The sequence below is a fragment of the Aminobacter sp. P4_D5 genome, assembly GCF_056401815.1.
The window spans coordinates 36,416-50,088 of the sequence record NZ_JBFUIP010000001.1; the positions used below are offsets into that span (position 1 = coordinate 36,416).

Below are 13,673 nucleotides of genomic sequence, written 5' to 3' on the forward strand. Positions count from 1 at the left end.
TCAGAAATACCCTTCGCGCTTCTTCTTTTCCATCGAACCGGATTCGTCTCGGTCGATGAGACGTCCCTGCCGCTCCGAAGTACGAGCGGTCAGCATCTCGCTGACGATGTCTTCGAGGGTCGCGGCATCGGATTCGATCGCGCCGGTCAGCGGGTAGCAGCCGAGCGTGCGGAAGCGCACCAGCTTGTTTTCCACCACCTCGCCGGGATGCAGCTTCATGCGGTCGTCGTCGCGCAGGATCAGCATGCCATCGCGCTCGACCACCGGCCGGTGCTTGGCGAAATACAGCGGCACGATGGGGATGTTTTCCTGCAGGATGTACTGCCAGATATCGAGTTCGGTCCAATTGGACAGCGGGAAGACGCGGATCGATTCACCCGGGGAAACGCGCGTATTGAAGATCTTCCACATCTCCGGGCGCTGGTTCTTCGGGTCCCAGGCGTGCTGAGCGTTGCGGAACGAGAAGATGCGCTCCTTGGCACGCGATTTCTCCTCGTCGCGCCGCGCGCCACCAAACGCCGCGTCGAAGCCATATTTGTCGAGCGCCTGGCGCAGGCCGACAGTCTTCATCACATGCGTATGAGTGTTCGAACCGTGATCGAATGGGTTGATGTTGTCGCGGACACCGTCCGGGTTGACGTGGACGAGCAGGTCGAAGCCGAGCTCGCGCGCCATGGCATCGCGGAACTCGATCATCTCGCGGAATTTCCACGTCGTGTCGACATGGAGGAACGGAAACGGCGGCTTGGCCGGATAGAACGCCTTCATCGCCAGATGCAGCAGGACCGAGGAATCCTTTCCCACGGAATAGAGCATCACAGGCTTGGTAAAAGTGGCCGCGACCTCACGAAAAATGTGGATCGCCTCCGCCTCGAGACGGTCCAGGTGAGTCAGTCTGGCAAGCATTGAGAGCCTTCGGAAATCGTTCCTGGTCGCGGCTTTGGCGCCGAAATGACCTGTTGGGCGCAGTGTCCCCACAAACGGGCGGCGTCTCAAGCAGCGCAAGACCAAATTTGGCGGCCGGCTAAGTCAGTTTTGCCCCCCGCGCCACGTCTTCGGGAATGCAATTCCACCGCGTCTCCAAAGAGGGTTCGAAGCGTGGATAGAGACGCCCGTTTTTCCACGCCCTTTCGGACGGCCGTATCATTGCACCAAAGCCAACCACAGGAGCCGGCCTTGGAACAAACGACCAATCTGAAAATGCCTTTCATCATGCCCTCGCAGGCACAGAAACACGTCACCCACAACGAGGCGCTGCTGGCGCTGGATGTTGTGGTGCAGCTTTGTGTGCTCGACCGGCATCTGGCCGCACCGCCAGCCCTGCCAGTCGAAGGTGACCGCTACATCGTTGCTACGGCAGCGACGGGCGCCTGGACCGGCAAGAGCGGCCAGATCGCGGCCTGGCAGGACGGTGCCTGGGCTTTCCATGTCCCTGTCAGGGGCTGGCTTGCCTGGGTGGCTGATGAACAACGCATCTTCGCCCATGACGGCACAGGCTGGCAGGATGCGGTGGCGCTCGGCATCAATCCGGCTGCCATGGTCGGTATCAACACCACTGCCGATACCACCAACCGGCTGTCGGTGAAGAGCCAGGCCGTGCTGTTCGACAATCTGGGCGCGGGACAGCAGGTCAAGATCAACAAGGCGGCAGCCGGCGACAATGCCTCACTGCTGTTTCAGACAGGCTATTCGGGTCGGGCCGAGTTCGGCCTCGCCGGCGACGACGACTGGCACGTCAAGGTCTCGCCCGATGGTTCCGCCTGGATGGAGGCGCTGAAAGTCCGCCGCACCGACGGGCGGGTGCTGTTGCAGCCAGGCCTGGCATTGACCGACCAGAACCAGGCAGTCGCCAAACACCATGTCCGCGAGATGCTCATCGCCAACCGGACATATCATGTCCGTACGGACGGGTCCGATGCCAACACCGGGCTCGCGAACACGGCAGGCGGCGCGTTCGTAACAGTCCAGAAGGCGCTCAACGTCGCAGCGGGCCTCGACTTTGCCGGCTTCACCGTTACCATCCAGATCGGCGACGGCACCTATACCGACGCGCTGACCATTCCGGTTACCGTGGGCCAGACGAGTGCTGCAGGTCTGATCATCGCCGGCAACAGCGGCGCGCCCGCCAACGTCATCGTCTCCACCACCTCGTCCAGCGCGATTAGCGCGCCAGCGGGCACGCGTTGTCTGATCAAGGATCTGGAGATCAGGACAACCACCAGCGGCCTTGGCCTGAATACCGATGGCGGCACGATCCAGTTCCAGAATGTCAGGTTCGGCGGCTGCGCCCAGGGCCACATCATGTGCCAGAACAACGGCGCGGCAACCGCCACAGGCAACTACGCGATTTCGGGCGCATCGCCCGTTCATTGGAACGTGCGCAGCGGTGGGGTGGTCAACACCGAGGCCCGCACGATTACGCTGACCGGCACGCCGGCCTTCGCCACCGCCTTCGCGTCTTGTCAGAACGGCCATGTCACGTGCGGCGGCACGACCTTCGCAGGTGCGGCCACTGGCGCCCGCTGCAACACCATCCTCAACGGCGTGATCAACACCGCCGGGGGCGGTGCTGCCTATCTGCCGGGCAATGCCGCAGGCAGTACCGCAACCGGAGGTCAGTATGCCTGACCGGTCGCTTCGTTACTGGACGCGGTAATACCTGCCGTACCAATCGACGAAGCGGACCAGCCCCTCCTCAATCGGCGTGTGTGGAAGCTCGCCGATCAATGCTTCGAGGTCGCTCACATCGGCCCAGGTGCTCAGCACGTCGCCCGGCTGCAACGGCATGAAATTCTTCACCGCCTCGCGGCCAGTCGCGCGTTCGAGAATGCGGATCATCTCCATCAGATGTTCCTTGCGGCGGTTGCCGATGTTCATCACCCTGTGCGGCGCCCAGCTGCCCGATGCACCGCCCGCAGCGATGTCATAGTCTGGATCGGCCTTGGGCGGCAGGTCGATCAGGCGCACGATCCCTTCGACGATGTCGTCGATGTAGGTGAAGTCGCGGTACATGTCGCCGCCATTGTAGATGTCGATGGTCTCACCGGCGAAGATGGCGCGGGTGAACTTGTAATAGGCCATGTCGGGCCGCCCGAAGGGGCCGTAGACGGTGAAGAACCGCAAGCCGGTCGCCGGTACCCCGAACAGATGGCTGTAGGTATGCGCCATCAACTCGTTGGCCTTCTTGGTTGCCGCATAAAGGCTGACCGGATGGTCGACGCCGTCGCGCGGCGAATAAGGCTGCTTCTTGTTGCCGCCATAGACCGAGCTCGACGAGGCATAGATCAGGTGCTTCGGTGGCCTCGCGCGGCAATTCTCGAGGATATTGAGGAAGCCGGTGATGTTGGCGTCGACGTAAGCCTGTGGGTGGTCGAGCGAATAACGCACGCCTGCCTGGGCGGCGAGATGGATGACGATCTCGGGGCGGCATCCGAAAGCCGATTTTACCGCCGCCGCATCGGCAAGATCGGCCTGGATGAAGCGGAAATCGCCATGTTCGGCAAGCATTTCAAGACGCGAGCGCTTGAGCGAGGTGTCGTAATAGTCGGTCACGCTGTCGAAACCGACGACATCATAGCCCTCGGCCAAGAGCCGTCGTGCAACGTGAAAACCGATAAAGCCGGCCGTACCCGTGACAAGAACAGTCATAATTTCCGCACCATTCAAATGCAAAACGCCCCGGCCTTTTTAAAGCCGGGGCGTTGCTAAAACCAGTGCTCGGTTGCGGACCGATCAGCCCTTCTTGGGCAGCAGCGCCCAGATGGCCGGAACGGCGGCAGCGGCAAGTGCCACCTTGATCAGGTCCGGCACGATGAACGGCACGACGCCAAACTGCCAGGACTTCTCAGCACCGATGAGCAGCGAAAGCCACGAGAAGCCGAGTGCCATCATGACGATTTCGGCGACGAGCATGGCGCCAAGCATCTTGACGATGCTGCGGCCCCAGCCGCGGTCGACGGCCCAGCCAACGATTGCCGCCATGGCAACGAAGCCCAGGAGATAGCCGCCGGTCGAGCCGAGCATATAGGCAATGCCGAGGCCCTTTTCAGGCGTGCTCTGGAACACCGGATAACCCATGGCGCCCTGCGCCATATAGAGCAGCAGCGTCGCCACGCCGAGGCGGAGGCCGTAGGCTGCGCCGATGCCGAGCACGACGAGCGTCTGCAGCGACATGTCGACTGGTCCGAGCACGACCTTGGTCTTGGCCGAAGCGATGAGAAGCATCGAACCCGCGACAGCCAGCAGGAGCTGGGTCGCCAGGCGCATCGCACCCTTTTCGGGCAGCGCCGCGGAAACGAGCGCGGTGGAACTGGATGCAACGGCCATGTAAATCCCCTTGTGGTATGCGCGCCGAGGCACGCCAGATGTTGTTTTCCCTATATTGTCTTCCGTGCTAAGCGGCAAACGAATTTGCCGTTTGCTCTTCGGACCCACAGATATCGGCTGGCCATGTCTCTTGATTTCGACAAACGCTTCGAACCCGCCTACGGCCAGCCTGTCGCTGTCGCGGATAGCATCGTGCGGGTCACCGCCAACAATCCGAGCGCCTTCACCTTCCACGGCACCAACAGCTATATCATCGGCCACGACACGCTTGCGATCCTCGATCCCGGCCCTGACGATGATGCCCATCTCGAGGCGCTGGTCCGCGCCATTGCTGGCCGTCCGGTCAGCCACATATTCGTCAGCCACACCCATCGCGACCACTCGCCCCTCGCCGCCCGATTGAAGGCGCTGACCGGGGCTATGACCGTCGCCGAAGGGCCGCATCGCTCGGCGCGCCCGCTGCGAATCGGCGAAGTTGCCCCGCTCGACGCCAGCAGTGATACCGATTTCGTTCCCGACGTGGTCGTCGGCGATGGCCAGGTCATCGATGGCGACGGCTGGCGCATGCGCGCGGTGCTGACACCGGGCCATGCGGCGAATCACGCGGCGTTTGCGCTCGAAGGCACTGGCATCCTGTTTTCGGCCGACCACGTCATGGCATGGTCGACCTCGATCGTTGCACCGCCCGACGGGGCGATGTCAGACTACATGGCCTCGCTCGAAAAACTCATCAAACGGGACGACCAACTCTACCTGCCCGGCCATGGCGGCCCGGTCTTGGCACCGCAAAAATTCGTGCGCGGGCTGAAGGCGCACCGCGAAATGCGTGAACGGGCGATCATGGAGCGCCTGATCGCCGGCGACCGCACGATTCCCGATATCGTGCGGGCGATCTATCGTGACACCGACCCCAGGCTTTATGGTGCAGCCGGCCTGTCGGTGCTCGCCCATCTCGAAGATCTAGTCGGGCGCGGCGAGGTGCTCAGCAGGGAAGCGCCGGCGATCGACAGCATCTATTCCCCAGTCAAATAGCCTATTGCTCCGGCGTCGTGCTCGTCGCTGTTCCGGCCTGATTGGCGATCTCCTGATCGAGTTCGGTCAGGAAACCGATGATGCGCTCGGCATTGTCGCCGAGGTCATGGCGGCCGTAGCGCGAGGCGGAGCGCATGTCGACGAAGGTCGAGTCGCCGTCATCCACCAGCCGGATCACCACGTCGGAGGGCAAAGCGAGAATGTAGGTGCGCGCAACAGCTTCGATGTCGACCTCGCCAATTGCCTGGTCGACGGCGGGTGGCGGCACGACGATCTCCCAGCCTTGCGGCGCCAAAACTGCATTCACGCTGTCAAGAACGCGGTCGAGCGACAGGTCGTAGCGCCGGCCGGCAACCAGCGGGTAAGCCTGTGCTTGCAACGCGCGTTCCCCTGCCGTCGACGGCTCCAGCCGATTCATGGCCGGCGTGCGCAACGACATCGCCGCCGTTAATGCGGGCGGGTCTTCGACATCGGTCGAGATGTCGCGGAGCATGGGCATGGTGGCGATCTGGTAAGCTATGAAACCAAAGGGCGCGAGCACGGCCAGCCCCAGCAAGGCGCCGACAGTCAGGTCGTGTCCACCCCGGTCGCCGAATTTCCACAACCGCGAAAATGCAAGACCCGAGAGCAGCAACGCCAAGGCGGCCAGCAATGCGACAATGCCGAGAACCCAGAAAAAGGCAGTGGTGTCGACAAGACCGCGACGATGGCCGAGCACGGCGGTGATCAGCAAAACGGCCGAGAAGGATGCCATGCCCCGAGACAGGCCAGCCGCGCGCGCGGTGCGCTGCTCAACATATCGCGTCTGAAACTCAACCATAAAACCCGTTACCCACCCTGCACCCAGCATCGCCGTCCCCACGGCATAGATCGCGACTGAATCAAACTAGAGCGTTTCCTTCGAGGGTTGAAGCGGAAAGGCGGCATGCGCCGCCGTCCCGCACATGAACCTGCTCAGGCGCCGGTGTCGGTGGGCAGCCGATAATCCTTGAATGTCTCGCGCAAAGCCATCTTCTGGATCTTGCCGGTTGCTGTGTGAGGGATCTCGTCGACGAAGGCGACATCGTCCGGCATCCACCACTTGGCGACTTTGCCGTTGAGGAAAGCCAAAATGTCGGTCTTGTCAGGCTCCCTGCCCTGCTTGCGCACGATCACCATCAGCGGGCGCTCGTCCCAGCGCGAATGCTTGATGGCTATCACCGCGGCCTCCTGGACGTCGGGATGACCGATGGCGAGATTTTCGAGTTCGATGCTGGAAATCCACTCGCCGCCCGACTTGATCACGTCCTTGGAACGATCGGTGATCTGCATGTAGCCGTTGGTGTCGATATGGGCGACATCGCCGGTGTCGAACCAGTCGTCGGCGTCGAACTGCCCGGCGCTGGCGCCGCCGAAATAGGAGGCTGAAACCGCTGGACCGCGCACCTTGAGCCGACCGAAGGTCTTGCCATCCCAGGGCAGTTCGTTGTTGTCGTCGTCGGTGATCTTCATCTCGACGCCGAACGGCGTATAGCCCTGCTTCTGCTGGATGTTCAGCCGGTCACTGCCTTCGAGATCGTCATATTCCGGCTTGATGGAGCACAATGTGCCGAGCGGCGACATCTCGGTCATGCCCCAGGCGTGGATGACCTCGACGCCATAGTTGCGCTCGAACTTCTCAGTCACTGTACGTGGGCAGGCTGAGCCGCCGATCACCACCTTGTTGAGATGCGGCAATTTCTTGCCGGTCTCTTCGAGATGCTGCAGCAGCATCAGCCAGACCGTCGGCACAGCGGCCGTGAAGGTCACGCGTTCGGTGTCGAGCATTTCGTAGATCGAAGCTCCATCCATCTTGCCGCCCGGCATGACGAGTTTCGCGCCGACCATCGGCGTGCTCTGGGCTAGCCCCCAGGCATTGGCGTGGAACATCGGCACAACAGGCATGACGACGTCGCGGACCGAAATGCCCATCGCGTCTGGCATCACCGCGATCATGGCATGCAGCACGTTGGAACGGTGGCTGTAGACGACGCCCTTGGGATCGCCCGTCGTGCCTGAGGTGTAGCACATGCCGGCCGCCGCATGCTCGTCCAGCGCTTTCCAGGCATAGTCGCCATCGGCCTCGGCCAGCCACTCCTCGTAGGCCACGACATTGGGCAGCGCCGTTTGCGGCAAGTGGGCGGCGTCGGTCAGCACGATGATGCGCTTGAGCGACGGCACCTGCGGCGCGATCTTTTCCACCAGCGGCACAAAGGTCAGGTCGACGAACAGCGCCTGATCCTGCGCGTCGTTCATGATCCAGACCAGTTGCTCGGGGAAAAGGCGCGGGTTGAGCGTGTGGTAGACCCCACCCATGCCCATGATGCCGTACCACGCTTCCATGTGGCGGGCCGAATTCCAGGCAAGCGTGGCGATACGGTCGCCAACCCGGTAGCCGTCGCGCTCCAGCCGTTGCGCAATTTTTAGCGACCGTAGGCGCAACTCGGCATAGTTGGTCCGGACAATGGGCCCCTCGATCGACCTCGACACGATCTCGCGATGCGGGTGCTGGCGTGCAGCGTGGTCAATGATCTTGTGGCACAGCAGCGGCCATTCCTGCATCAGTCCAAGCATGTGGATCCTCCCAGATCATATCTGGCCATTCTGGTCGCAATACCTGTTTTGTCCAGCCTGACCAAAGTTCAGCCGAGCCGGCAAACCGCGGCGGCCATATTGCGGCCACGGTCGCGGTTAACCTTTATTACCGGCTGGTGTGGTGGGTAGAGTAATGTGAGGGATCACATGGATACGCAGCCGCGCGCGGAGGATGAAGTCCTGCCGCAGCATGAAACGCAATCTGAAGAGCATGTTGCCCCCAAGGAAGCCGATGCCGCTTCCGGCGTCCTGATGGCTGCCGACGAGGCCGATGGCGCTGACGAGCCAATCGTCGAAGCCACCGACGACCTTGAGCTGTCGGCGGAAGAACTGCTCGACGAAGCGGTCGGCACCGAGCCTGAAGCCCTGCTCGAGGACCTGCCCGAAACGGAAGCCGCCGAAGGGCAGGAGCGCGTCGCGGAAGAGACCGCCGACGAGCCGGCGTCTGTCGAACTTTCGGCCGATGAACTCCCCATCGAGGCTGTCGAGCGAATACAAGTCGAGGTTCCGGCCATGGCACCCAGCAACGTTTCGGAGGCTGAGTTTACCCAGATGGTCGACGACGCTTTGGAAGCTGTAGGCGGCATCCTTCTGTTCAAGATGCGCCTCGATGAAGACGGAGACGACAAGCATGTCGCCGCCGCTTCGATCGGCGATGGTGCCCGACGTCAGTTCCTGCTGCTTTCGCTTCCCGTCAGCGGCGGCAAGCTCAAGGTGGAATCGGCCTCGCGCAGCACCAACCCTCTGGCCAAGCTCGCCGTAGCCTATGTCGGGGTGGTCGAAGCGTTCCATGCCGCTGCCTGAGCCATTGCAGCGCCTTGCGCGTCCAAAAGGGCGCGCAATATCTTAGTTCGTCGTGCCGTCCGTGCCATCGTCGTCAACATCGTCGAGCCGCACGAAGGCGTAGCCTTTTTCCTTGAGCTTCAGTAGCCCCTTGACTAGGCCGCCGCCGGCAGCGTGCGTGGGTTGGTTGATGTGCGCGATGATGACGTCGCCGTCCTTGGCTGAAGAAACGCGACGTTCGGTTTCGCGCGCGCCAAGCAACGAACCGCCGTCGCCATTGATCGAATAGCCGGCGATCCTGAAGCCAAGCCCACGGATCAGCGCTATGGAGGTCGGGCTGTATTGCGCGGTCGCACCGCGAAACCATTTTGGCGCCCGTCCGCCGTGATCGGTCAGCGCCAGCGCGCCGGCCTCGACCTCGGCCAGAACAGCCTCGGCACTGCCAGCACTTTTCAGCCCATAGATGCTGCGGGGCGTATCGACAGCCGGAATGTGCCTGGCGCCGTGGTTTTCGAGCTCGAACAGCTCTGGATGCGCCTTCATGATCGCCAAGGCTTCGGCGTTCCGCTTCAGCCACATACCGGTGACGAAGATCGTCGCCGGTATCTTGTTGTCGACGAGCGCGGAGAGGACGCGTGCATCGGTCTTGCCGCCGCATGCATCGAGCGTCAGTGCGACGCGTGGGCTGGATTCGCCGGACGGCTTGAGATGCAATCGGGGTTCGAGCAACGCAGCCGAAGCTGAAGAACTCACCAGCGCCGCAAGGCCGACGCCAATCAAAAACCTGCCAAGCATACGCATGCGAATTTCCGGGTATTGCTGTCTCGAACTGCGGCCACTGGCGCCTCAAATCTGGCGCCATGATGACGGCTGAGGCTATTTTGCCGTGGCGCCGGCCAGAACCCTGGCACGCAATACCCTACGCGAGTTGCCTACGTAGGGTATATTTTGTACCCTACGCTAAAGATTGGTGTAGGGTATTGTCATGCGCTTTCCGCTCTCTGCTCACACTGCGTATCAGGACCTTCTCGAAGCCCACCGAATGCGCGACGTGAAGTCCATCGCCGGGTCTCCATTCCTCAAGGAGCTTCCTCAGGGCAAATATTGGTACGCCCGGCAAAGAATTGGTGACAAGCCGGTCGATCGCTACATCGGCCCTGACAGTGAAGACCTTCGTCAGCGCATTGCACGCATGCGGGAGGATATCGAAGACGACAAGAGCTTTGAACGGCACTGTGCGTTGCTGGTCGCTCAGCTGCGTGCTGCCGGACTCGTTACTGTTGATCGCCAAACCGGTAGCATCCTGAACGCGATGGCGAAAGTTGGCGTGTTTCGCCTCGGTGGAACGCTTGTTGGGACACACGCGTTCCGCCTCTACGGTGCCGAACTGGGATTTGCCTTTTCAGGCACACTCGCAGTTACACAGGACGTCGACATCGCCGCATTCGAAAACCTCAAACTGGCGATCGACGACAAGGTCGATCCATCTCTCGCTGAAACGTTCAAATCCCTGTCTTTGGAACCTGCTCCCGGCCTGGCCCCGAAAGGAAGGTCCACGCGGTGGCGCTTGAAAGGCGGCGGAGCGATGGTCGACTTCCTGGCCCCTCGCATGCAAAGCAAAAGCGAGATCGTCAGGCTAGAACCGCTGAACGTCTACGCGCAGACGCTTCCGTTCCTGAACTTCCTGATCGCTGAGCCGATACCAGCCGTGGCGTTATATCGGAGCGGCGTGCTGGTTCAGATACCGAAACCCGAACGTTATGCCGTACACAAGCTTATTGTCGCCCAAAGGCGAACCGGGCCAGGCTTGGCCAAAGTCGCAAAAGACCTGGCCCAAGCCGAAAGGCTGATCCGCGTCCTGGTGGAGGATCGCCCACAGGAACTGGCAATTGCTTATGAGACCGCTCTGGGCAACGGAACGAAGTGGCGCGAAGCCATCAACGCATCGCTAAAGCAGCGGCCCGAAATCGGCCGCCTGCTTTGCCAGGTCACCTGATGCCGCTGGTTATACCCAATTTGCGAAATGGGTATAACCAACCGCCTTCGCCTACCGCTTCGCCTTCACCGCGGCCTGTGCCGCCGCCAAACGTGCGATCGGCACGCGGAACGGCGAGCACGAGACATAGTCGAGGCCGACGCTTTCGCAGAAGTGGATCGAAGCCGGGTCGCCGCCGTGTTCGCCGCAGATGCCGAGCTTGATCTCAGGCCGCGTCGCCCTGCCCTTTTCCGCAGCGATCTTCACCAGTTCGCCCACGCCCTCGATGTCGAGCGAGACGAACGGGTCCTGCTCGATGATGCCCTTCTGGCGATAGGTCTCGAGGAAGGACGCCGCATCGTCGCGCGAGATGCCGAAGGTCGTCTGCGTCAGGTCGTTGGTGCCGAAGGAGAAGAATTCGGCCGCCTCGGCAATGACATGCGCGCGGATCGCCGCACGCGGCAGCTCGATCATCGTGCCGACGAGATAGTCGATGTTGACGCCTGTTTCCTGCATGACGCTTTTGGCAACCGCATCGATGCGGGCCTTGACGTAGTCGAGTTCCTTCATCAGGCCGACCAGCGGCACCATGATTTCGGGCACCACAGGGCTTCCGGTCTTCTTGCCGGCTTCGACCGCCGCCTCGAAGATGGCGCGCGCCTGCATCTCGGCGATCTCCGGATAGGAGACGGCGAGACGGCAGCCGCGATGGCCAAGCATCGGGTTGAACTCGTGCAGCGCTTCGGTGCGTTGGCGCAGCTTGTCGGCCGGCACGTTCATCGCGGCGGCGACYTCGGCGATYTCSTCCTCGGTSTKSGGYAGGAAYTCGTGCAGCGGCGGGTCGAGCAGGCGRATSGTCACCGGCAGGCCSGCCATGATCTCAAACAGTTCGATGAAATCCGAACGCTGCATCGGCAACAGCTTGTCGAGGGCCGTGCGCCTGTCCTTTTCGATGTCGGCGAGGATCATCTCGCGCATGGCAACGATGCGATCGCCATCGAAGAACATGTGCTCGGTACGGCAAAGGCCGATGCCTTCGGCACCGAACGAACGCGCCATGCGCGCATCTGCCGGCGTTTCGGCATTGGTGCGCACCTTCATGCGGCGCGCCGCATCGGCCCATTCCATGATCGCAGCGAAATCACCGGAAAGTTCCGGCTGCAGCATCGGCACCGTGCCCTTCAGCACCTGTCCGGTGGAGCCGTCGATGGTGATGATGTCGCCCTTGCGGAAAGTGTGGCCCATGGTGATCAGCGTGCCCGCGCGGTAGTCGACGCGCAGCGATCCGGCACCCGACACGCAAGGCTTGCCCATGCCACGCGCAACCACCGCCGCGTGGCTGGTCATGCCACCGCGCGTCGTCAGGATGCCTTCGGAGGCATGCATGCCGTGGATGTCCTCGGGGCTGGTCTCGATGCGCACCAGGATGACCTTGCGCCCGGCCGACTTCAGTTCCTCGGCCTCGTCGGACGAGAACACGATCTCGCCAGTAGCAGCACCTGGCGACGCCGGCAGGCCGACCGCGATGACCTCGCGCTGCGCCTTGGGGTCGATGGTCGGGTGCAGCAGCTGGTCGAGCGAGGACGGGTCGATCCGGCAGATCGCCTCGTCCTTGGTGATCAGCCCCTCGCCAGCCATCTCGGCGGCGATCCTGAGCGCTGCCTTGGCAGTGCGCTTGCCCGAACGTGTCTGCAGCATCCACAGCTTGCCGCGCTCGATGGTGAATTCGAGATCCTGCATGTCGCGGTAGTGCTGTTCGAGGCGATTGGAGATCGCAACGAACGTGTTGAACGCCTCCGGCATCAGCTTCTGCAGCGAGGGCTTGTCTGAGCCAGCGGCAATGCGTGCTGCTTCGGTGATGTTCTGCGGCGTGCGGATGCCGGCAACCACGTCCTCGCCCTGCGCGTTCACCAGGAACTCGCCATAGAGCATCTTGTCGCCGGTCGATGGATTGCGGGTGAAGGCAACGCCGGTGGCCGACGTATCGCCCATGTTGCCGAACACCATGGCCTGCACATTGACCGCAGTGCCCCAGCTCTCGGGAATATCGTGCAGGCGGCGATAGGTGATCGCGCGATGGTTCATCCAGCTTGAGAACACCGCGCCGATGGCGCCCCATAACTGCTCGTGCGGATCCTGCGGGAACGAGCGTCCAAGCTCCTCTTCGACCTTGGCCTTGTACAGCGCGATGACCGCCTGCCACTGCGTGGCGGTGAACTCGGTGTCGAGTTCGTAGCCCAGACGCGCCTTTTCCTCCTCAAGCAGTTCCTCGAACACTTCGTGATCGAGCCCGAGAACGACATCGGAATACATGGTGATGAAGCGGCGGTAGCTGTCATAGGCAAAACGCGCATCGCCGGCATCGATAGCCAGCGCCTCGACGGTAACATCGTTGAGGCCGAGATTGAGCACTGTGTCCATCATGCCCGGCATCGAGGCGCGTGCGCCCGAGCGCACCGAAACCAGCAGCAGGCTTTTGGGATCGCCGAAACGACGGCCGGTGATCGCACCTATATGGTCGAGTGCCGAGCGAACATCGGCTTCCAGCGTTTCAGGATAGCTGCTGCCATTGCCATAATACCAGTTGCAGGCAGCCGTGGTGATGGTGAAGCCGGGCGGAACCGGCAGGCCGAGACTGCACATCTCGGCGAGATTCGCCCCCTTGCCACCGAGCAGGTTGCGGTCGCTCGCGCGCCCCTCCGCTGCACCGTCGCCAAACCTGTAAACCCACTTGGTCATGCCGTCTCCTCGCCGACTGAGTGTGGAGCAAGACGGTGGCTGCCGCCCGCTTCTGGGCCGAGCGATATGATGCTGCGCTGCGAAAGGCAAGGCGCAGTTCGGCCGGGCAATGACCTACAATCGATTAATGAACCGGCGCTACGACACGCTTGCGGGCCTTGGCAGGCTCATATAGAACATATCGAGAACAACTTTGGAGACGACA

At 62.1% G+C, this 13,673-nt stretch carries 11 protein-coding genes; 4 read left to right on the forward strand and 7 right to left on the reverse strand.

Annotated features, from left to right (window positions below):
* Positions 1-906: a sulfate adenylyltransferase subunit CysD gene (cysD, locus tag AC1DWF_RS00150; RefSeq protein WP_476783649.1), complete on the reverse strand. Its 906-nt coding sequence runs from the start codon at positions 904-906 to the stop codon at positions 1-3.
* 270 nt (positions 907-1,176) lie between these two features.
* Here cysD and AC1DWF_RS00155 point away from each other — a divergent pair, with 270 nt between their 5' ends.
* Positions 1,177-2,628, forward strand: coding sequence for a DUF2793 domain-containing protein (locus tag AC1DWF_RS00155; protein ID WP_476783650.1), 1,452 nt, complete (start codon positions 1,177-1,179; stop codon positions 2,626-2,628).
* Between the two features lie 12 nt (positions 2,629-2,640).
* Here AC1DWF_RS00155 and AC1DWF_RS00160 read toward each other — a convergent pair whose 3' ends face one another.
* Both AC1DWF_RS00160 and AC1DWF_RS00165 read right to left on the reverse strand, forming a co-directional pair.
* Positions 2,641-3,648 (reverse strand): NAD-dependent epimerase, encoded by a 1,008-nt coding sequence (locus AC1DWF_RS00160; protein WP_476787516.1) that lies wholly within the window; start codon positions 3,646-3,648, stop codon positions 2,641-2,643.
* Positions 3,649-3,732: 84 nt separating this feature from the next.
* Positions 3,733-4,326 (reverse strand): biotin transporter BioY, encoded by a 594-nt coding sequence (locus tag AC1DWF_RS00165; RefSeq protein ID WP_476782759.1) that lies wholly within the window; start codon positions 4,324-4,326, stop codon positions 3,733-3,735.
* Between the two features lie 123 nt (positions 4,327-4,449).
* Between AC1DWF_RS00165 and AC1DWF_RS00170 the strand changes: the two genes are divergently transcribed.
* Positions 4,450-5,358: an MBL fold metallo-hydrolase gene (locus AC1DWF_RS00170; RefSeq protein WP_476782758.1), complete on the forward strand. Its 909-nt coding sequence runs from the start codon at positions 4,450-4,452 to the stop codon at positions 5,356-5,358.
* Between the two features lies 1 nt (position 5,359).
* On the opposite strand, the gene AC1DWF_RS00175 is transcribed toward AC1DWF_RS00170, so the two are convergent.
* Both AC1DWF_RS00175 and AC1DWF_RS00180 read right to left on the reverse strand, forming a co-directional pair.
* The gene (locus tag AC1DWF_RS00175; protein WP_476782757.1) at positions 5,360-6,178 is read right to left on the reverse strand and encodes a DUF1499 domain-containing protein; all 819 of its coding nucleotides are present in this window, start codon (positions 6,176-6,178) and stop codon (positions 5,360-5,362) included.
* Positions 6,179-6,312: 134 nt separating this feature from the next.
* Positions 6,313-7,950: a long-chain-fatty-acid--CoA ligase gene (locus AC1DWF_RS00180; protein ID WP_476782756.1), complete on the reverse strand. Its 1,638-nt coding sequence runs from the start codon at positions 7,948-7,950 to the stop codon at positions 6,313-6,315.
* A 168-nt stretch (positions 7,951-8,118) separates the two neighbouring features.
* Between AC1DWF_RS00180 and AC1DWF_RS00185 the strand changes: the two genes are divergently transcribed.
* Positions 8,119-8,775 (forward strand): hypothetical protein, encoded by a 657-nt coding sequence (locus AC1DWF_RS00185; RefSeq protein WP_476782755.1) that lies wholly within the window; start codon positions 8,119-8,121, stop codon positions 8,773-8,775.
* A gap of 42 nt (positions 8,776-8,817) precedes the next feature.
* On the opposite strand, the gene AC1DWF_RS00190 is transcribed toward AC1DWF_RS00185, so the two are convergent.
* Positions 8,818-9,555, reverse strand: a complete 738-nt coding sequence (locus tag AC1DWF_RS00190; protein WP_476782754.1) for a polysaccharide deacetylase family protein — start codon at positions 9,553-9,555, stop codon at positions 8,818-8,820.
* 184 nt (positions 9,556-9,739) lie between these two features.
* On the opposite strand from AC1DWF_RS00190, the gene AC1DWF_RS00195 reads away from it, so the two are divergent.
* Positions 9,740-10,750 carry a nucleotidyltransferase family protein gene (locus tag AC1DWF_RS00195; RefSeq protein ID WP_476787517.1) on the forward strand — a complete coding sequence of 337 codons (1,011 nt, stop codon included), beginning with the start codon at positions 9,740-9,742 and terminating at the stop codon, positions 10,748-10,750.
* Between the two features lie 51 nt (positions 10,751-10,801).
* On the opposite strand, the gene ppdK is transcribed toward AC1DWF_RS00195, so the two are convergent.
* Entirely contained in the window at positions 10,802-13,468 is a 2,667-nt protein-coding gene (gene ppdK / locus AC1DWF_RS00200) for a pyruvate, phosphate dikinase (protein ID WP_476841371.1), read from the reverse strand.
* Positions 13,469-13,673 lie beyond the last annotated feature (205 nt).